Origin of the sequence: Aliiroseovarius sp. F20344 (assembly GCF_023016155.1) — a bacterium.
Classification (GTDB): domain Bacteria; phylum Pseudomonadota; class Alphaproteobacteria; order Rhodobacterales; family Rhodobacteraceae; genus Aliiroseovarius.
This window is the reverse complement of record NZ_JALKBG010000007.1, coordinates 7,501-24,006: the sequence shown is the minus strand read 5'-3', so window position 1 is coordinate 24,006 and position 16,506 is coordinate 7,501. Positions and strand designations below refer to the sequence as shown.

At 55.7% G+C, this 16,506-nt stretch carries 30 protein-coding genes (1 of these 30 only partly in view); 25 read left to right on the top strand and 5 right to left on the bottom strand.

Annotation, left to right across the window (positions count from 1 at the left end):
- A partial coding sequence (gene tuf / locus MWU55_RS09090; RefSeq protein WP_246934507.1) for an elongation factor Tu occupies positions 1 to 966 on the top strand: 966 nt, incomplete at its 5' end.
- A gap of 364 nt (positions 967 to 1,330) precedes the next feature.
- Here the strand turns inward: tuf and MWU55_RS09085 are convergent.
- A complete protein-coding gene (locus MWU55_RS09085; RefSeq protein WP_246935742.1) occupies positions 1,331 to 1,948 on the bottom strand; it encodes a DUF3885 domain-containing protein in 618 nt (205 codons plus the stop codon).
- 287 nt (positions 1,949 to 2,235) lie between these two features.
- On the opposite strand from MWU55_RS09085, the gene rpsJ reads away from it, so the two are divergent.
- The 5 genes from rpsJ (at position 2,236) to MWU55_RS09060 (ending at position 5,100) form a co-directional block, all read left to right on the top strand.
- A complete protein-coding gene (gene rpsJ / locus MWU55_RS09080; protein WP_108857566.1) occupies positions 2,236 to 2,544 on the top strand; it encodes a 30S ribosomal protein S10 in 309 nt (102 codons plus the stop codon).
- Positions 2,545 to 2,558: 14 nt separating this feature from the next.
- Entirely contained in the window at positions 2,559 to 3,293 is a 735-nt protein-coding gene (gene rplC, locus MWU55_RS09075) for a 50S ribosomal protein L3 (protein WP_246935741.1), read from the top strand.
- On the top strand, positions 3,290 to 3,907 hold the full coding sequence (rplD, locus tag MWU55_RS09070; protein ID WP_246935740.1) for a 50S ribosomal protein L4: 618 nt from the start codon (positions 3,290 to 3,292) through the stop codon (positions 3,905 to 3,907). The genes rplC and rplD overlap by 4 nt, the downstream gene beginning before the upstream one ends.
- On the top strand, positions 3,904 to 4,200 hold the full coding sequence (locus tag MWU55_RS09065; RefSeq protein ID WP_246935739.1) for a 50S ribosomal protein L23: 297 nt from the start codon (positions 3,904 to 3,906) through the stop codon (positions 4,198 to 4,200). The genes rplD and MWU55_RS09065 overlap by 4 nt, the downstream gene beginning before the upstream one ends.
- A 189-nt stretch (positions 4,201 to 4,389) precedes the next feature.
- Entirely contained in the window at positions 4,390 to 5,100 is a 711-nt protein-coding gene (locus MWU55_RS09060; RefSeq protein WP_246935738.1) for a L,D-transpeptidase, read from the top strand.
- 64 nt (positions 5,101 to 5,164) lie between these two features.
- Here the strand turns inward: MWU55_RS09060 and MWU55_RS09055 are convergent, their stop codons facing one another.
- Both MWU55_RS09055 and MWU55_RS09050 read right to left on the bottom strand, forming a co-directional pair.
- The gene (locus MWU55_RS09055; RefSeq protein ID WP_246935737.1) at positions 5,165 to 5,449 is read right to left on the bottom strand and encodes a hypothetical protein; all 285 of its coding nucleotides are present in this window, start codon (positions 5,447 to 5,449) and stop codon (positions 5,165 to 5,167) included.
- Positions 5,450 to 5,561: 112 nt separating this feature from the next.
- Complete coding sequence (locus MWU55_RS09050) at positions 5,562 to 6,371, bottom strand: DUF2189 domain-containing protein (RefSeq protein WP_246935736.1); 810 nt, start codon at positions 6,369 to 6,371, stop codon at positions 5,562 to 5,564.
- Between the two features lie 346 nt (positions 6,372 to 6,717).
- Between MWU55_RS09050 and rplB the strand changes: the two genes are divergently transcribed.
- The 6 genes from rplB to MWU55_RS09020 all read left to right on the top strand — a co-directional run bounded on the left by rplB (position 6,718) and on the right by MWU55_RS09020 (position 9,958).
- Complete coding sequence (gene rplB, locus MWU55_RS09045; protein ID WP_246928017.1) at positions 6,718 to 7,560, top strand: 50S ribosomal protein L2; 843 nt, start codon at positions 6,718 to 6,720, stop codon at positions 7,558 to 7,560.
- A 3-nt stretch (positions 7,561 to 7,563) separates the two neighbouring features.
- Positions 7,564 to 7,842: a 30S ribosomal protein S19 gene (gene rpsS / locus MWU55_RS09040; RefSeq protein ID WP_246935735.1), complete on the top strand. Its 279-nt coding sequence runs from the start codon at positions 7,564 to 7,566 to the stop codon at positions 7,840 to 7,842.
- A 3-nt stretch (positions 7,843 to 7,845) separates the two neighbouring features.
- Positions 7,846 to 8,226 (top strand): 50S ribosomal protein L22, encoded by a 381-nt coding sequence (gene rplV / locus MWU55_RS09035; protein ID WP_246935734.1) that lies wholly within the window; start codon positions 7,846 to 7,848, stop codon positions 8,224 to 8,226.
- A complete protein-coding gene (gene rpsC / locus MWU55_RS09030) occupies positions 8,226 to 8,933 on the top strand; it encodes a 30S ribosomal protein S3 (RefSeq protein WP_108857554.1) in 708 nt (235 codons plus the stop codon). Before rplV ends, rpsC begins: the two co-directional genes overlap by 1 nt.
- Before the next feature lie 13 nt (positions 8,934 to 8,946).
- Positions 8,947 to 9,360, top strand: a complete 414-nt coding sequence (rplP, locus tag MWU55_RS09025) for a 50S ribosomal protein L16 (RefSeq protein WP_133484951.1) — start codon at positions 8,947 to 8,949, stop codon at positions 9,358 to 9,360.
- Positions 9,361 to 9,643: 283 nt separating this feature from the next.
- On the top strand, positions 9,644 to 9,958 hold the full coding sequence (locus tag MWU55_RS09020) for a hypothetical protein (RefSeq protein WP_246935733.1): 315 nt from the start codon (positions 9,644 to 9,646) through the stop codon (positions 9,956 to 9,958).
- Positions 9,959 to 10,111: 153 nt separating this feature from the next.
- On the opposite strand, the gene MWU55_RS09015 is transcribed toward MWU55_RS09020, so the two are convergent.
- On the bottom strand, positions 10,112 to 10,693 hold the full coding sequence (locus MWU55_RS09015) for a hemerythrin domain-containing protein (protein ID WP_246935732.1): 582 nt from the start codon (positions 10,691 to 10,693) through the stop codon (positions 10,112 to 10,114).
- Positions 10,694 to 10,697: 4 nt separating this feature from the next.
- Positions 10,698 to 11,321 carry a TIGR02466 family protein gene (locus tag MWU55_RS09010; RefSeq protein ID WP_246935731.1) on the bottom strand — a complete coding sequence of 208 codons (624 nt, stop codon included), beginning with the start codon at positions 11,319 to 11,321 and terminating at the stop codon, positions 10,698 to 10,700.
- 109 nt (positions 11,322 to 11,430) lie between these two features.
- Between MWU55_RS09010 and MWU55_RS09005 the strand changes: the two genes are divergently transcribed.
- From MWU55_RS09005 to rpmD, 13 genes are all read left to right on the top strand, one after another.
- Positions 11,431 to 11,760 (top strand): hypothetical protein, encoded by a 330-nt coding sequence (locus tag MWU55_RS09005; RefSeq protein ID WP_246935730.1) that lies wholly within the window; start codon positions 11,431 to 11,433, stop codon positions 11,758 to 11,760.
- Positions 11,761 to 11,848: 88 nt separating this feature from the next.
- Positions 11,849 to 12,067: a DUF6552 family protein gene (locus MWU55_RS09000; protein ID WP_246935729.1), complete on the top strand. Its 219-nt coding sequence runs from the start codon at positions 11,849 to 11,851 to the stop codon at positions 12,065 to 12,067.
- A 178-nt stretch (positions 12,068 to 12,245) separates the two neighbouring features.
- Positions 12,246 to 12,446, top strand: a complete 201-nt coding sequence (gene rpmC / locus MWU55_RS08995; RefSeq protein ID WP_246935728.1) for a 50S ribosomal protein L29 — start codon at positions 12,246 to 12,248, stop codon at positions 12,444 to 12,446.
- 14 nt (positions 12,447 to 12,460) lie between these two features.
- Entirely contained in the window at positions 12,461 to 12,691 is a 231-nt protein-coding gene (gene rpsQ / locus MWU55_RS08990) for a 30S ribosomal protein S17 (protein ID WP_108857546.1), read from the top strand.
- Between the two features lie 88 nt (positions 12,692 to 12,779).
- The gene (rplN, locus tag MWU55_RS08985; protein ID WP_121899038.1) at positions 12,780 to 13,148 is read left to right on the top strand and encodes a 50S ribosomal protein L14; all 369 of its coding nucleotides are present in this window, start codon (positions 12,780 to 12,782) and stop codon (positions 13,146 to 13,148) included.
- Between the two features lies 1 nt (position 13,149).
- The gene (gene rplX / locus MWU55_RS08980) at positions 13,150 to 13,455 is read left to right on the top strand and encodes a 50S ribosomal protein L24 (RefSeq protein ID WP_246935727.1); all 306 of its coding nucleotides are present in this window, start codon (positions 13,150 to 13,152) and stop codon (positions 13,453 to 13,455) included.
- Complete coding sequence (gene rplE, locus MWU55_RS08975; protein WP_246935726.1) at positions 13,455 to 14,018, top strand: 50S ribosomal protein L5; 564 nt, start codon at positions 13,455 to 13,457, stop codon at positions 14,016 to 14,018. The genes rplX and rplE overlap by 1 nt, the downstream gene beginning before the upstream one ends.
- 19 nt (positions 14,019 to 14,037) lie before the next feature.
- Positions 14,038 to 14,343 carry a 30S ribosomal protein S14 gene (rpsN, locus tag MWU55_RS08970; protein WP_246935725.1) on the top strand — a complete coding sequence of 102 codons (306 nt, stop codon included), beginning with the start codon at positions 14,038 to 14,040 and terminating at the stop codon, positions 14,341 to 14,343.
- Between the two features lie 13 nt (positions 14,344 to 14,356).
- Positions 14,357 to 14,749, top strand: coding sequence for a 30S ribosomal protein S8 (rpsH, locus tag MWU55_RS08965; RefSeq protein ID WP_246935724.1), 393 nt, complete (start codon positions 14,357 to 14,359; stop codon positions 14,747 to 14,749).
- Positions 14,750 to 14,761: 12 nt separating this feature from the next.
- The gene (rplF, locus tag MWU55_RS08960; RefSeq protein ID WP_246935723.1) at positions 14,762 to 15,295 is read left to right on the top strand and encodes a 50S ribosomal protein L6; all 534 of its coding nucleotides are present in this window, start codon (positions 14,762 to 14,764) and stop codon (positions 15,293 to 15,295) included.
- Between the two features lie 11 nt (positions 15,296 to 15,306).
- The gene (rplR, locus tag MWU55_RS08955; RefSeq protein WP_246935722.1) at positions 15,307 to 15,666 is read left to right on the top strand and encodes a 50S ribosomal protein L18; all 360 of its coding nucleotides are present in this window, start codon (positions 15,307 to 15,309) and stop codon (positions 15,664 to 15,666) included.
- Positions 15,667 to 15,781: 115 nt separating this feature from the next.
- The gene (gene rpsE / locus MWU55_RS08950) at positions 15,782 to 16,345 is read left to right on the top strand and encodes a 30S ribosomal protein S5 (RefSeq protein ID WP_246935721.1); all 564 of its coding nucleotides are present in this window, start codon (positions 15,782 to 15,784) and stop codon (positions 16,343 to 16,345) included.
- Between the two features lie 13 nt (positions 16,346 to 16,358).
- Positions 16,359 to 16,506 carry the 5' portion of a 50S ribosomal protein L30 gene (gene rpmD, locus MWU55_RS08945; protein ID WP_108857538.1) on the top strand. The gene runs 41 nt beyond the window's last position, so only the first 148 of its 189 coding nucleotides appear in the window; it begins with the start codon at positions 16,359 to 16,361; its stop codon lies beyond the right edge, outside the window.

The window sequence follows — 16,506 nt, the reverse complement described above, 5'->3', positions numbered from 1 at the left end:
CACTATGCGCACGTTGACTGCCCCGGCCACGCCGACTACGTCAAGAACATGATCACCGGTGCGGCCCAGATGGACGGCGGCATTCTGGTTGTGAACGCAGCTGATGGCCCCATGCCTCAGACCCGCGAGCACATCCTGCTGGCGCGTCAGGTTGGTGTACCTGCGCTGGTTGTTTTCATGAACAAAGTTGACCAGGTAGACGACGAAGAGCTGCTCGAGCTGGTTGAGATGGAAGTTCGTGAACTGATGAACGAATACGACTTCCCGGGCGACGACATGCCGATCATCGCGGGTTCCGCGCTGGCCGCTATGGAAGATCGTGACCCTGAAATCGGTGAGAACAAAATCCGCGAGCTGATGGCTGCTGTGGACGAGTACATCCCGACCCCGGATCGTCCGGTTGACGGCGACTTCCTGCTGCCGATCGAAGACGTGTTCTCGATTTCGGGCCGCGGTACTGTTGTAACCGGCCGTGTTGAGCGTGGCGTTGTGAATGTTGGCGACGAGATTGAAATCGTTGGCATCAAGGACACTCAGAAAACCACCTGTACCGGTGTTGAAATGTTCCGCAAGCTGCTTGATCGCGGTGAAGCAGGCGACAACGTTGGTGTTCTTCTGCGCGGTATCGACCGTGAAGCTGTTGAGCGTGGCCAGGTTCTGTGTAAGCCGGGTTCGGTTAACCCGCACACCAAGTTCGAAGCCGAGGTCTATATCCTGACCAAGGAAGAGGGTGGCCGTCACACGCCGTTCTTCGCGAACTACCGTCCGCAGTTCTACTTCCGTACGACTGACGTGACCGGCACGGTTGAACTGCCTGCTGGCACCGAGATGGTGATGCCGGGCGACAACCTGAAGTTCAACGTTGAACTGATCGCTCCGATCGCGATGGAAGAGAAACTGCGCTTCGCGATCCGCGAAGGCGGCCGTACCGTTGGTTCGGGCGTTGTCTCGAAAATCATCGACTAAGAACACCCAGCGTTCTTAGGGCGACAGGGTATTCGCGCAATCGCGCGAATGTCCCGAGAGCCAAAGAGACAGAAGATAAGAAAAGGGCTGCCATCAGGCGGCCCTTTTTTGCGTCAGCGAAACGCATTGAGTGGGTGGCAGGTGAATTGCGAAGCAAATCGCCGAGAACCCACCTGCTCACAAACTAAAAAAGGCCCCGCAACACGAAGGGCCTTATCTTTTTGGGCGACAGGTGCATTTACGAAGTCAAATCGCCGAGAGCCAGAGAGAGAAATGAATAGAAAGGGGCGCTCGCAGGAGCGCCCCTTTTTACATTCAAGCGCAACACAAGGTCGGGCGTTGCCCAGGCAAGCCGGACTGGGGACTAATCTGCGAAAACGGCGTTCATCTTCTTGCGATCATAGTCGAGCAACCAGTCATTGAACTGGTTGAATATCGATTGGGACAGCGAGCGATTGACGGAAGCCAGATCCATTCCGCGATCATCATACGGATGAAGGTATAGGCCCTGTTCGGAATTTACAAAGTAGAGGCGGGCGTTCCCTCTTGGTTCAATCCCTATGTCCTGAGTTAGGGCCAGCCAAAGACAGGTATCAACTTCTGCAGGTGTTTGGGGCGTGTAGGCGCTCCAATGCTCGAAGTATGGATCATACCACTCCCCGCCCTCGTTCGAAGAGCTTCCAATAAATTGAAATCTTTCTCGGTGTAGCGCATTTTCTCGGAACCGCCTTAGTCGCATGCACGGCGGCGCTTCTTGTTCCGAGGTTGTCGAGATTAAGATATGCATGTGAGTAGGATCCGGAAACAAGACTCGGCAAACGGCTCTTGCACGATCATAGGCTTGCGTGAACATCTGAATGTAGTTGAGTGACATTGGAGGGCTGAGTTCAAATCGCAGGTCAAATTCGAACTTCCCGAATGGTCCGTAAAGCGGATAGTCGACTCCAAATTTGGATCGGAATTTTTGTTTAGAAAACGTCATGGTTTGAAGTAGATAGGTTACTTGCGCTTGGTCAAGATGTCCCACTGTGTTTGTTGCCCGAAAGTGGCTCCGCCCGTTCGTGCCTGCAAATGTCCACTGGACATTTGCTTTTTCGGCGCTCACCCCTTGCCACACCCCCAAAACCCCTCTATTACGCGCGAGTTCGCTAAGGAAAGCGGCGTCGGCGGGATTCGGTCCCGCTTTTCGTTTTCCTTGGGGTTCGACGAGGGCAGTTGGAATGAGCCGGCTGTCGTCCTATCAACTCTCTGCCTGAAAGGGCGAATGCTATGACCAGTCAAAACATTCGTATCCGTCTGAAGGCGTTTGACTATCGCGTGCTGGATGCTTCCACACAAGAGATCGTCAACACTGCCAAACGGACCGGTGCAAACGTTCGCGGCCCCATCCCGCTGCCGAACAAGATCGAGAAGTTCACGGTTCTCCGTGGTCCTCACATCGATAAGAAATCCCGCGACCAGTTCGAGATCCGTACGCACAAGCGTCTGCTCGACATCGTCGACCCGACCCCACAGACCGTGGACGCGCTGATGAAGCTCGACCTGGCTGCTGGCGTTGACGTTCAGATCTCGGTCTAAGGAGGGTATCAAAGATGCGCTCTGGTATTATCGCGAAAAAAGTGGGTATGACCCGCTTGTTCATGGAAGACGGCAAGCAGATCCCTGTGACCGTTCTTCAACTGGAAAATCTGCAGGTTGTTGCCAACCGCACCGCTGACCAAGACGGTTACACCGCTGTTCAGCTGGGTGCTGGTGAAGCAAAAGCCAAACGCACCTCGCAGCCGATGCGCGGCTACTTCGCCAAAGCTGGCGTAGCCCCCAAGCGTAAGCTGGTTGAGTTCCGCGTTGACGCTGACAACCTGATCGCCGTTGGCGAAGAAATCTCGGCCGAGCACTATGTTGAAGGTCAGAAGGTCGACGTTGCAGGCACTTCGATTGGTAAAGGCTTTGCCGGTGCCATGAAGCGTCACAACTTCGGCGGTCTGCGCGCGACACACGGTGTTTCGATCAGCCACCGTTCGCACGGTTCGACTGGTCAGTGTCAGGATCCCGGTAAGGTTTTCAAAGGCAAGAAAATGGCCGGCCATATGGGTTCGGTTCGTGTGACCACTCAAAACCTGGAAGTCGTGAAAACTGACGCCGATCGCGGCTTGGTCTTCATCAAGGGCGCTGTCCCCGGCTCGAAAGGTGGCTGGGTCACCGTGAAAGACGCCGTGAAAAAGAAACTGCCTGAGAACGTTCCGTTCCCGGCTGCTCTGAAATCGGCTGCAACCGCTGCGACTGAAGCTCCGGCTGAAGAAGCGCCTGCGGAAGGTGGTGAAGCATGAAACTTGATGTAATCAAACTGGACGGCAAAAAAGCTGGTTCTGTTGACCTGGACGAGGCCCTGTTTGGTCTTGAGCCACGCGCAGACATTCTGCACCGTGTGGTTCGTTGGCAGCGTAACAACGCACAAGCCGGCACCCACAAGGTGAAGACGCGTTCGGAAGTTAAATACTCGACCAAGAAGATCTATCGCCAAAAAGGTACCGGTGGCGCACGTCACGGCGCCCGTTCGGCTCCGATCTTCCGTGGTGGTGGTGTTTACAAAGGCCCGGTTGTTCGCAGCCATGGCCACGACCTGACCAAGAAATTCCGTAAACTGGGTCTGAAGCACGCCCTGTCCGCCAAAGCGCAAGCTGGTGAACTGGTTGTGATCGACACTGCTGCGACCGACGGCAAAACTGCTGTTCTGGCCAAAGCTGTGAAAGATCTGGGTTGGAAACGCGCTCTGGTTATCGACGGTGCTGAAGTGGACGAAAAGTTTGCTATGGCAGCTCGTAACATTGATGGCCTGGATATCCTGCCGTCGATGGGCGCCAACGTGTATGACATCCTGAAGCGTGACACTCTGGTGCTCACCAAAGCAGGTGTCGAAGCTCTGGAGGCTCGCCTGAAATGACCGATAAAGCTGCACTCTACGACGTGATCCGCAAGCCGATCATCACCGAGAAAGCCACCATGGCTTCCGAGGCTGGTGCCGTGGTTTTCGAAGTCGCAATCGACTCGAACAAGCCGCAGATCAAAGAAGCTGTTGAAACCCTGTTTGGTGTGAAGGTGAAAGCCGTCAACACCACGATCACAAAGGGTAAAGTCAAACGCTTCCGCGGTCAGTTGGGCAAGCGTAAAGACGTCAAGAAAGCCTATGTGACCCTGGAAGAGGGCAACACGATCGACGTGTCCACCGGACTCTGATCGTCAGGCTGACGCAAGACTTTGAAAAGCCCCTGCCAGATGGTGGGGGCTTTTTGTATTCTATTTACGCGTGATGCTAAAAGCTTGAAATTGACGCTCAAACACACGCGATTTTGACTCGTTTTACCTGACGCCGTAGATACTGTGTCATTGTTGATGAGTGATTCATCCAGATTCGAGGACTGCCAAATGTTAACCCGTCGCCATTTTGTTATCACGTCGGCCACGCTATTTTCCGGGCCTATTGCATCGCCGCTTCTGGCGCAGGAAACGCCTGTTTCAGATCCAGCACCGGTCCCCGCCGCTGCGCCTGCACCGACAAAGATCAAGCGCCGGCCAGTGTCAAACCCTGCGATGTGGAACAGTTATGACGCCCGCGTAATGCCCGCGAACTATGATCCTGCAACATCGAACCCATGGGGCCTGAAGCAACGATTGCTGCCGCGTATTGTGCAGGCCAATGATGGATTGAAGCCCGGCGACATCCACGTGGATGCGGTGGCGCGGTATCTCTACCATATCCGTGGTGATGGGACTGCCATGCGTTATGGCGTTGCGATTGGCCGTAGCGGTCTGTACGAGCCTGGCACCTATACTGTTGGCCGTAAAACCAAATGGCCGACCTGGACGCCGACCAAAGACATGATCGAGCGTGAGCCGCACAAGTACAAGAAATACGAAGATGGCATGGACGGCGGGCCGTCGAACCCGCTGGGATCACGCGCGCTGTATTTGTTCGAAGGACGCCGAGATACTTATCTGCGCATCCACGGTTCGCCACAGCCACGTTCTATCGGCTCGCGCGCGAGCTCGGGCTGTGTCCGTATGGTGATGGCGCATATCATCGGCCTGTATGATCAAGTCGAAACCGGCGTGACGGCGCATCTCTATCCGGCCTAAGCCGAACCCAGCAAACGAAAGTGGGCGGCCCAATCTGGCCGCCCTTTTCTGTTTTAGGCGCTGATTAAGCTTCGCGCTTGATGCAGATCGCGCGGCCTTTGTTGTTGCGCAGCGGGATATAGGTCGTTTCGACTGGGCCTGTGTGGCGATACATCAGGCAGCCATCACGGGCATCCACACGAATGTCGCTGGTGTCCTGTCCCGGCGCAACCGTCGCAGCCACATCAGGCGGTAATGTCACCCGCCCTTGCAGGTTCGGATCCGAGGTATTCACAGCCGTCCCCGTTGGGGTCACACAGGCCGACAGCCCAAACGCGGCAACACCCGCTAAAAATACTAGGTTCTTCATTACGCTCTTCCTAAAGTTTTGTTGGCGAGAGGATGCGGGATTTTAGCGCGGAAGGGAAGGGGGATTGAGCTATGTCAGTCTCAAGCGGGAAGCTAGGGTGAAGCAATGACGACTATGTCTCTGCCAGCGATATGGCCCGCTGATAAAGATGCCACGTCGTGTGGCCAAGTATTGGCAAGGTGAAGATCAGCCCAAGAAATGCTGGGAGAAGCGACACGAGCATTGTCACCGAGATAATTGCTGCCCAAGTTAGCATGGTCACCGGGTTTTCCGTGACGACGCGGACAGACGTAAGCATTGCGGTCACGAAATCAACCTCGCGATCCATCAGCATGGGCATGGCAACCACAGTGACTGAAAACAGGACCGCCGATAGAACGGCACCTGCACCGGTGCCAATCGCAAGGAATGTCCACCCCTCGGGGGTGAAGAACACGGCGTTTAAAAATCCGTCCATGCTCGAGAAGGATGCATCTTGCAGGATGATCGCGAGCCACAGCCGGATTTGGTACATCCACACCCAGAAGACGAATAGGGTGACGAACGCCATCCAACCCATCTCGCGTCTGCTTTGGCGGGCCATGACCATCAGGATCTCGGACCAGCTGAAACTCTCGCCTTTCTGACGTCTGCGCGACATCTCATAAAGACCGGCAGCGGCGAATGGGGCGACCAGAGGGAAGCCAACCATGGCGGGGATGATCATCCAGATGTAGCCAAGCCAGACCAGACACCAGACAAACAGGATGCCGAAGACCGCATAGAACAGGCCGAAGAAGCTGCTCATGATGGGGTGGGCCAGAAAGTCGGAGAATCCGGCCTTGAGCGACGCTTTGATATCCGCTGCGGTCACCGTGTTGACCTCGATCACAGCCTGTGTATGCGGGTTTGGTGGTGTAGTCTCTGGGGCCTTGGATGTCACACGCAGTCCTCCCTTAAAGGGCTCCGCGCTGACCGCCTTTGGTAGGTCCGGCTGCGAAACGGAACCCCCTTGTATAGATGCATGTTTGCATAGCCATAGGTTTCGAGGCAAGAGAGGGCTGGCGCCGCGCCAAGGGCGCGGCGCAGAGCCTTACGATAAAGGACAATCGGTGCGAAATGAATCCGACTTGGCCCTTGCCACATCCCCCCATCCCTGATAGATCGCGCAAGTCTTGTGGCCTCGGATTCGTTCCGGGGCCCATGATATTTTGAACTTGGGGACCTTCGGGGCCCTATAACATCCGGGCAAACCATTTGCCCGCACATGCAAACGGAAGACAGTAAACATGGCACTTAAGTCGTACAAACCGACGACGCCGGGCCAGCGTGGGCTGGTTCTGATCGACCGTTCGGAGCTGTGGAAAGGACGTCCTGTTAAAGCCCTTACCGAGGGTTTGACAAAGTCGGGCGGCCGGAACAACACCGGACGGATCACGTCGCGCCGCCGAGGTGGTGGTGCGAAGCGTCTCTATCGTATCGTTGACTTCAAGCGTAACAAGCTTGACGTCGCAGCCACGGTTGAACGGATCGAATATGACCCCAACCGCACGGCCTTTATCGCCCTCGTAAAATACGAAGATGGCGAACAAGCCTACATCCTGGCACCCCAGCGTTTGGCAGTTGGCGACACCGTTGTCGCTTCGTCCAAAGCTGACGTTAAGCCAGGCAACGCAATGCCGTTCTCGGGCATGCCGATTGGTACCATCATTCACAACATCGAACTGAAACCAGGCAAGGGCGGCCAGATCGCGCGTGCTGCTGGTACTTACGCTCAGTTCGTTGGTCGTGACGGTGGCTACGCTCAGATCCGCCTGTCTTCGGGCGAGCTGCGCATGGTACGTCAGGAATGCATGGCCACCGTTGGTGCCGTGTCGAACCCCGACAACTCGAACCAGAACTACGGTAAAGCCGGTCGTATGCGCCATAAAGGCATCCGCCCGTCGGTCCGTGGTGTTGTTATGAACCCGGTCGATCACCCGCACGGTGGTGGTGAGGGTCGTACCTCTGGTGGTCGTCACCCGGTTACCCCGTGGGGCAAGCCGACCAAAGGTGCACGTACCCGCAACAAGAACAAGGCGTCGTCGAAGCTGATTATCCGCTCGCGTCACGCCAAGAAGAAGGGCCGCTAAGATATGGCACGTTCTGTATGGAAAGGCCCTTTTGTTGACGCTTACGTCCTCAAAAAGGCTGAAAAGACCCGCGAGTCGGGCAAAAACGAGGTCATCAAGATCTGGTCGCGTCGTTCGACCATCTTGCCCCAGTTCGTGGGTTTGACCTTTGGCGTCTATAACGGCCAGAAGCACATTCCCGTGCTGGTGACCGAAGACATGATCGGCCAGAAATTCGGTGAATACTCGCCGACCCGTACCTACTACGGTCACGCGGCTGATAAAAAAGCGAAGAGGAAGTAAGCCATGGGTAAGGATAAAAATCCCCGCCGCGTGGCCGATAACGAAGCTATGGCTAAGACCCGTATGCTCCGTACGTCCCCGCAGAAACTTAACTTGGTTGCTGGTATGATCCGCGGCAAGAAAGTTGATCGTGCACTGACCGATCTGACTTTCTCGAACAAGCGTATCGCACAAGACGTGAAGAAATGCCTTCAGTCGGCCATCGCCAATGCCGAGAACAACCACAACCTCGACGTGGACGAGCTGATCGTCGCTGAGGCCTATGTGGGTAAGAACCTGACCATGAAACGCGGTCGTCCGCGCGCCCGTGGTCGTTTCGGCAAGATCATCAAGCCGTTCTCGGAGCTCACCATCAAGGTGCGTCAAATTGAGGAGCAAGCCTAATGGGTCATAAGGTAAATCCGATCGGCATGCGTCTTCAGGTCAACCGCACCTGGGATAGCCGCTGGTACGCAGACACGAAAGATTACGGTGATCTTCTTCTGGAAGACCTGAAAATTCGTGACTTCATCAAGACCGAATGCAAGCAGGCTGGCATCAGCCGTGTGATCATCGAACGTCCGCACAAAAAGTGCCGCGTTACGATCCACACAGCTCGTCCCGGTGTGATCATTGGCAAGAAAGGCGCAGACATCGAAACCCTGCGCAAGAAAATCGCCAACATCACTGACTCGGAACTGCACCTCAACATCGTTGAAGTTCGCAAGCCCGAGCTGGACGCTGCCCTGGTCGCAGAATCGATCGCTCAGCAGCTGGAGCGTCGTGTGTCCTTCCGTCGTGCCATGAAGCGCGGCGTGCAGAACGCCATGCGTATGGGTGCCCTGGGCATTCGTATCAACGTTGCTGGCCGTCTTGGTGGCGCTGAAATCGCACGTACCGAATGGTACCGCGAAGGTCGTGTGCCTCTGCACACCCTGCGTGCCGACATCGACTATGCACATGCAGAAGCTATGACGCCCTACGGCATCATCGGTATCAAAACCTGGATCTTCAAAGGCGAAATCATGGAGCACGATCCTGCTGCTCGTGATCGTCGTCAAGCTGAGCTCCAGGAAGGTCCCGCGCCCCGTGGCGCCGGCGGCCGTCGCTAAGGAGATATGAGATATGCTTCAGCCTAAGCGTACAAAATTCCGCAAGATGCACAAAGGTCGGATCAAAGGTCTGGCCAAAGGTGGATCGGACCTGAACTTCGGTTCCTACGGTCTGAAAGCTTTGGAACCTGAGCGTGTGACTGCACGTCAGATCGAAGCTGCCCGTCGTGCCATGACGCGTCACATGAAGCGTCAGGGTCGTGTATGGATCCGCATCTTCCCGGACACCCCGGTAACCGCCAAGCCCATCGAAGTTCGTATGGGTAAAGGTAAAGGTTCCGTGGACCGTTGGACCTGCAAAGTAAAGCCGGGCCGCGTTATGTTCGAGATCGACGGCGTCAACGACGACGTTGCTCGCGAAGCTCTGCGCCTTGCTGCCATGAAACTGCCGATCAAATCGCGCGTTGTGGTTCGTGAGGACTGGTAATTTTCGCTAGCGCGAAAATTCTAGTGCAAAGAATAAAAAGCCCCCGTCGAGAAATCGGCGGGGGCTTTGTTTTGTCTATGTTCATTTGGCTGAATTGCTATGCAAAGTTGAAAATTGCTAAATCAGGCGATATTACGAGCTGCGCGCGATTTATGAAGATGGATTTAGAATGAAGCACAAGTTTTTTAAGGCCGTTCTTTTCGGCTCGCTCTTAACAATTGCTAGCTGCAACTCGACCGAACAAGCGAATACTATCCTAGCGCAGAAGTACCAAGGGTCGCAGGTGGACGCGTTTTTCCTACAGTATGGCCCTCCGGTTCGTTCGTTCAGAACCAAAGCTGGGGATACGATCTACATCTGGGCTGAAGAGCCGAAGAACTATTTCATCCCGCCGACCGCCAATACCACACTCAACAACTATGGTACAACTTCATACGCAACTACCAATTTCTATGGTGGTGGATCGTATAATGTTCAGTGCCAATTGAAAGTGATTGCCGATCGTCGCGGTGTCATCAAGCAGATCGTAGCTCACAAAGATACCGTTGGTGACTGGGACTTAAGTCGCTGTCACGAGGTGTTTGGAAAGACCAAGTAGAAGCCCTTCGCCCCGCGCCCCGCGCCGGCCACGCTCAACCCTCCCCCCGGGAGCGCGTACTGCAACGTATTAAAATGCAGGATCGTATTCGGTTGGGCGAAGCCCCGCGAATTAGAACCGAAGCGATACGCCCACCCAGGGACGGGCGTGGCCCTACACCCCAACTCCCAGAACCCCAATCGCTTCTTCCAGCTGTGTCTCTTCATACCCAAAGTGCGACTGCACCACGGTTTCCAGTTGTCGAAACACCGTGCGGGCTTCGTTGAACTTCTCGGCGTCGACCTCGAACATCAGCGCCATGGCTGCGCGCTCGAGCCGGACCAGCAGCTCGTGCACGACCTTGTGCTCTGCCTTTAGTCGTTCGACGACGGCGCGCAAGGCGTCATTGCCTTTCGTGGCGAGCTCGGGGAACAGCGCGTATTCCTCGATGTCGTGATGCCCATTCAGCACTTTGCATTCCCGACCGCAGAGCGCGCCGAACTGCCGGACGTTCTGCGCGAACTCGGCAGAAGTCACAGCGTCCGTCAGATCCTTGCCCGAGGCCTCGCCCGCCTCGATCCGGTCCAGCACGATCCCGATCCGGCCCACATCGTTCAGATGCATCCGGTGGATTGCCGCCAGCCTCCGCCCCATGCGGCGATCATTGTCCGTCGCTTCGGGCATGGCGGGCATGGTCGGGCGGGTGCCGAACTCGACCGTCAGGTCGGCAAGGGGGGTGTCGCTGAGGTCTCCCAAGCGATCACTCGCCCCATTTGTAGTTAAAGCTCACCGATAGGCGTTCTTCTTCGCCGGTGTTTTGCATTACCTCGTGGCGCAACCAGCTTTCCCACAGCAGAACGTCGCCCTCGGCTGGGCGTTTTGTGATGAAGTTCTGCAGCTCTTCACGCGCGTTTTTGCGGCGGGGCGGGGCGGCCATCATGCGGGCATGGCGCGGGTCTTCGTAGCGCAGCGCGCCAGCACCTTCGGGCAGGGCCAGATAGGTGGTGCCGGAAATGACCGAATGCGGATGGATATGAGCGGAGTGATAGCCGCCGGGTGGCAGGATGTTGATCCAGATGTCTTCAAGCTCCAGCTTGCGATCATCCAGATTGAACTCCAGATCGTTGGCAAAGGCGGCGACGTGCTTGTCCAAGCTGTCGACCAGATCCTTGAAGATCGGGAAGCGCCAAGGCAGGTCGGTCAGGGACGCATAAGAGGTGTAGCCAGGATAGCCCTCGGCCTCGCACCACTCCTGCCCCGCCTCGTCATCCTCGGCGATGGAATAGCAGCTGTCATAAAGCTCATCTTGGCTGACCTTGGGGTCAAACTCGGACAATTGAGCGTGGTAAAGGCGGGTCACGAAGAGGGATGATATATTGGCCATGGGGCAGAGATAGCGGAAAAGGAAAGGGAGGGCGAGGGGGTGGAGGCATTGCCGAGAAATTGCACTCGACTAATGTAAGATTGGTAGTCAAAGAGGTGAGGTCTTTCCCGTGCCAAAGAAACTCTCAGCGGAACAAGTGGAACGATACAGTACCGGGTATGGGTCGCCTTATTTCGCTCCTGATGAAGTTCTAATGCTCCTCGCGTGGCTGAACACTCAAGGCTTGTTTGTGCAATCAATGGAAGCGGTAGAAGTGATTGAGCCAGGAGTGAATGAACCTGGAAGGATCGACCTATCCATCCTAGGACTAGACGGTGAAGAGGATTGGGAAGCGCATAAGGATGTAGAACGAGCTAATCAGCTCGCAGAAGCTAAACTGAAACGCGCTTTGGAATGCCAATATCCGGTCAAAGTACAGATTTGGCTAGCTCACGAATAGAGCGCCGGATTATCTAAGCTTTCCCTTGCCCCCAAGGCCTAATCTGTCCTAGCGATATGCGACAAGCGCTGCGCACAAGGAACAGGTCATGAAAACGGTAGATATCGTCAAATGGATCGCCACGGCCATCCAGCTCGTGGGTTACGCCCTAACAGGGCTAAATATCGTTCCATGGAACGTTTACATGTTCTTTGCCGGGATTTTCCTGTGGTTCGCAGTCGGCGTCATGTGGAATGATCGCGCGATCATGGTTGTGCACGTGGGGGCCTTTATTTCCTTATTCGTGGGCTACCTCAACGCAGCGTGAACAAAAGCGGCAAATCAGGCGCTTTACTGTTGCCATGCTTCCCTGACTCACCTATAGACGCACATCTCGCGGATTCCCGGCAACGGGATTCGTGTGTATTGCATATAACCCACCAGATTTAGGGTGACCTGCCAACAAGACGGGTAGAGCTCTCTGGTGCAAGGAAAGGAATAGGCGAATGAACGCCAAGGAACTGCGTGATCAGTCTCCTGACCAGCTGCGTGAAAAGCTGGCAGAGCTGAAAAAAGAGGCCTTCAACCTGCGTTTCCAGCAGGCCACCGGCGCCCTCGAAAACACCGCTCAGATGCGTAAAGTCCGCCGCGATGCCGCGCGCGTGAAAACCATCCTGAACGAACAAGCTGCAGCCGCAGCTGAATAAGAGGAGCTAGTAGAATGCCCAAACGTATCCTGAATGGTGTTGTTACCAGCGCCGCAAACGAGCAAACCGTGACTGTTTCGGTTGAACGCCGCTTCAAGCACCCGCTGCTTCAGAAAACCGTTCGTAAGTCGAAGAAATATCGCGCTCACGACGAACAGAATGCCTATAAGGCTGGCGATAAGGTTCGCATCATCGAATGTGCACCGAAGTCGAAAACCAAGCGTTGGGAAGTTCTGGAAGGCTAAGTTCTACTTACCTTCCCGGACGACTTAACAAGTCGAAACCCTGGGGGTTCCGCCAAGCATCGGCGCCCCAAAGGTCGGGAGAAACCACATGATCCAGATGCAAACCAATCTGGATGTAGCTGACAACAGCGGCGCTCGCCGTGTTCAGTGCATCAAGGTTCTGGGTGGTTCCAAGCGTAAATACGCATCCGTAGGCGACGTTATCGTCGTCTCGGTTAAGGAAGCCATCCCGCGCGGTCGCGTAAAGAAAGGTGACGTCCGTAAGGCCGTCGTCGTACGTACCGCCAAAGAAGTCCGTCGCGAAGACGGCACTGCCATCCGGTTTGACCGCAACGCTGCTGTCATCCTGAACAACAACAACGAGCCGATCGGCACACGTATCTTCGGACCAGTTGTTCGCGAACTTCGCGCGAAGAACTTCATGAAGATCATCTCGCTGGCTCCGGAGGTGCTGTAAGATGGCTGCTAAGTTGAGAAAAGGCGACAAGGTTGTCGTTCTGGCCGGCAAAGACAAGGGCAAGCAAGGCGAGATCGCCTCGGTTGATCCGAAAGCTGGCAAAGCCGTTGTTGACGGCGTGAACATGGCAGTCCGCCACACCCGTCAGAGCCAAAACGCACAAGGTGGCCGCATCCCGAAAGCGATGCCGATCCAACTGTCGAACCTGGCTCTTCTGGACAAAAACGGCAAAGCGACCCGCGTTGGCTTCCGCGAGGAAGACGGCAAGAAAGTACGCTTCGCCAAAACCACCGGGGAGACTGTCTGATGCTGGACAATGCTAATTACACCCCGCGTCTGAAGGCGTTCTACAAGGACAGCATTCGTGCCGCTCTGAAAGAAGAGTTCGGCTATAAAAACGACATGCAGATCCCCAGCCTGGACAAAATCGTTCTGAACATCGGCTGCGGTGCAGAAGCTGTTCGTGACTCGAAGAAAGCCAAATCGGCGATCGAAGATCTGACCAAAATCGCTGGCCAACAGGCCGTGGGTACGAAAGCGCGCAAGTCGCACGCTCCGTTCCGTCTGCGTGAAGGTATGATCATCGGTGCAAAGGTGACCCTGCGCGGCGACCGGATGTACGAATTCCTGGACCGCCTGATCACCATCGCGATGCCCCGTATCCGCGACTTCCGCGGCGTATCGGGAACCTCGTTTGACGGCCGCGGCAACTATGCCACTGGCCTGAAAGAGCACATCGTGTTCCCAGAAATCGACTTTGATAAAGTTGATGAAACCTGGGGCATGGACATCGTGATTGCCACCACCGCTGAAACCGACGCGGAAGCAAAGAGCCTGTTGAAGCACTTCAACATGCCCTTCAACAGCTGATCCGCGGGAAGGAATAGACATGGCTAAAAAAGCAATGATCGAACGCGAGAAGAAGCGCGAGAAGCTGGTGGCAAAATATGCTGCTAAGCGTGCTGCGCTGAAAGAGATCGCAAACGACGAAAGCAAGACGATGGAAGAGCGTTTCACTGCTCGCCTGAAGCTTGCAAAACTGCCGCGCAACTCGTCGGCCACACGCTTGCACAACCGCTGCCAGCTGACCGGTCGTCCTCATGCTTACTATCGTAAGCTGAAAGTTTCGCGGATCGCGCTGCGGGAACTTGGCTCTTCGGGCCAGATCCCCGGCATGGTGAAATCGAGCTGGTAAGGGAGAGACAGATATGAACGATCCTATCGGCGATATGCTCACCCGTATCCGCAACGCTCACATGCGTGGCAAATCCACCGTTTCGACCCCTGCGTCGAAGCTGCGCGGCTGGGTTTTGGATGTTTTGGCTGACGAAGGCTACATCCGCGGCTACGAAAATGGCACTGACGAGCGTGGGCTTCCCACACTTGAAATTAGCCTCAAGTACTTCGACGGCACGCCCGTTATTCGCGAATTGAAGCGAGTATCGAAGCCTGGTCGTCGCGTCTACATGGGTTCAAAAGACATCCCGCAGGTCCGTCAGGGTCTGGGTGTGTCGATCGTTTCGACCCCTAAAGGCGTCATGTCCGATGCAAACGCTCGCAACCAGAATGTTGGTGGCGAAGTGCTTTGCACCGTCTTCTAAGGAGGCCCTCGAATGTCTCGTATTGGTAAAAGACCGGTCGAACTTCCCGCAGGTGTCACCGCGACGCTTTCGGGTCAGACCGTCGAAGTGAAAGGCCCGAAAGGCGTCCTTTCGTTCACCGCCACTGACGATGTTACCATCACCATCGAAGACAACCAGGTGTCTGTCGAGCCGCGCGGCAAGTCCAAGCGTGCCCGTCAGCAGTGGGGCATGAGCCGCACAATGGTTGGCAACTTGGTGACTGGTGTAACCGATGGCTTCAAGAAAGAGCTGGAAATCAACGGTGTTGGTTATCGTGCTCAGATGCAGGGCAACACCCTGAAGCTGAACCTTGGTTACTCGCATGACGTTGATTTCGTTGCTCCGGAGGGCGTCACTGTGACCGCTCCGAAGCCGACGATCATCATCGTTGAAGGCATCGACCAACAACTCGTCGGCCAAACCGCGGCTAACATCCGCGAATGGCGCAAGCCCGAGCCCTATAAAGGCAAAGGCATCAAGTACAAAGACGAGTATATCTTCCGCAAGGAAGGCAAGAAGAAGTAAGGACCAGACAGATGGCAAACAGCAAACGGACCCTGTTCCTCAAGCGCCGCCTGCGCGTCCGGAACAAACTTCGCAAGCACAATGTCGGCAAGCTGCGCCTTTCGGTGCACCGCTCGTCGAAAAACATCAGTGTTCAGATCATCGACGACGTGCAAGGGACTACCCTTGCTTCGGCTTCGTCGCTGGAAAAAACACTGGGTGTTGTTGGCAAGAACAACGTAGAAGCCGCTTCCAAAGTGGGCGCTGCGATTGCCGAACGTGCGAAAAAAGCCGGTATCGAAGAATGCTACTTCGATCGTGGCGGCTTCCTGTTCCACGGCAAAGTGAAGGCTCTGGCCGACGCTGCGCGTGAAGGTGGCTTGAAGTTCTAAGACCCTGAGGGCGGCGCCGGGCAACTGGCGGCGCCCCGATGATCCGGGGATGCATTGGCATTCACTGGGATTGAGTTAAACGGCGCAAGATGCCGCCTTATGAAAGGATGTTCTCATGGCAGAACGTGAAAACCGCCGGAACCGTCGCGACCGCGACGAAGCACCGGAATTTGCAGATCGCCTGGTCGCGATCAACCGAGTATCGAAAACCACCAAGGGTGGTAAGAACTTCGGCTTCGCCGCGCTTGTCGTTGTAGGCGACCAGAAAGGCCGCGTCGGCTTTGGTAAAGGTAAAGCGAAAGAGGTTCCTGAAGCCATTCGCAAAGCCACCGAGCAAGCCAAGCGCCAAATGATCCGCGTACCTCTGAAAGAGGGCCGCACACTGCACCACGACATGGAAGGTCGTCACGGTGCCGGCAAGGTCGTCATGCGTACCGCTCCGGAAGGTACCGGGATCATCGCAGGTGGTCCGATGCGTGCCGTATTCGAGATGCTGGGCATCAAGGACGTTGTGTCGAAGTCGATCGGCTCGCAGAACCCCTATAACATGATCCGCGCCACCATCGACGGTCTGAAGAAAGAAGCCAGTCCCCGCCAGGTCGCGCAGCGTCGTGGCAAAAAGGTTGCTGACATTCTGGGCGCAAAGTCGGACGCTCCGGCTGAAGCCGCAGACGCGTAAGGAGATCTGACCAATGGCTAAAACCATCGTTGTAAAACAGGTCGGCTCGCCGATCCGTCGTCCTCAAGACCAGCGTGCCACGCTGATCGGTCTGGGCCTGAACAAGATGCACAAAACCCGCGAGCTTGAAGATACACCCGCAGTGCGCGGCATGATCTCGA